Origin of the sequence: Bartonella sp. AS69XJJH, from assembly GCF_042195585.1 — a bacterium.
Taxonomy (GTDB): domain Bacteria; phylum Pseudomonadota; class Alphaproteobacteria; order Rhizobiales; family Rhizobiaceae; genus Bartonella.
Map to the genome: position 1 here is coordinate 1 of NZ_JBHIOO010000140.1, position 577 is coordinate 577.

2 pseudogenes are annotated in these 577 nt (G+C 45.2%); both read right to left on the reverse strand.

From position 1 onward, the window contains the following. Positions 1 to 53: 53 nt before the first annotated feature. Positions 54 to 319 (reverse strand): annotated as a pseudogene (locus ACFIK6_RS10220) (TCP-1/cpn60 chaperonin family protein); the annotation flags it as partial. A gap of 55 nt (positions 320 to 374) precedes the next feature. Beyond that, positions 375 to 577, reverse strand: a pseudogene (gene groEL / locus ACFIK6_RS10225) (chaperonin GroEL); the annotation flags it as partial.

The following is a 577-nucleotide window of genomic DNA, read 5'->3' on the forward strand; positions in this document are numbered from 1 at the left end:
AAAAAAACGGGCACAGAAGGCCCGTTTCTTTATTACCTCTACGGAATAAGAGCTTAGAAATCCATTCCGCCCATTCCACCCATTCCGCCAGCAGGCATCGGAGGCATTGGTGTATCTTTCTTTGGAACTTCAGCAACCATTGCTTCTGTTGTGATCAGCAGGCTCGCAATTGAAGCCGCATTCTGAAGAGCAGAACGCAAAAACTTTCACAGGATCAACAATTCTTGAAAGCAATCAAATCACCAAATTCACCCGTAGCGGTATTGTAACCATAAGTGTCAGCATTGTTTTCCAGCACTTTGCCCACAATAATCGCGGCTAAAAAAAACGGGCACAGAAGGCCCGTTTCTTTATTACCTCTACGGAATAAGAGCTTAGAAATCCATTCCGCCCATTCCACCCATTCCGCCAGCAGGCATCGGAGGCATTGGTGTATCTTTCTTTGGAACTTCAGCAACCATTGCTTCTGTTGTGATCAGCAGGCTCGCAATTGAAGCCGCATTCTGAAGAGCAGAACGCAAAAACTTTCACAGGATCAACAATTCTTGAAAGCAATCAAATCACCAAATTCACCCGT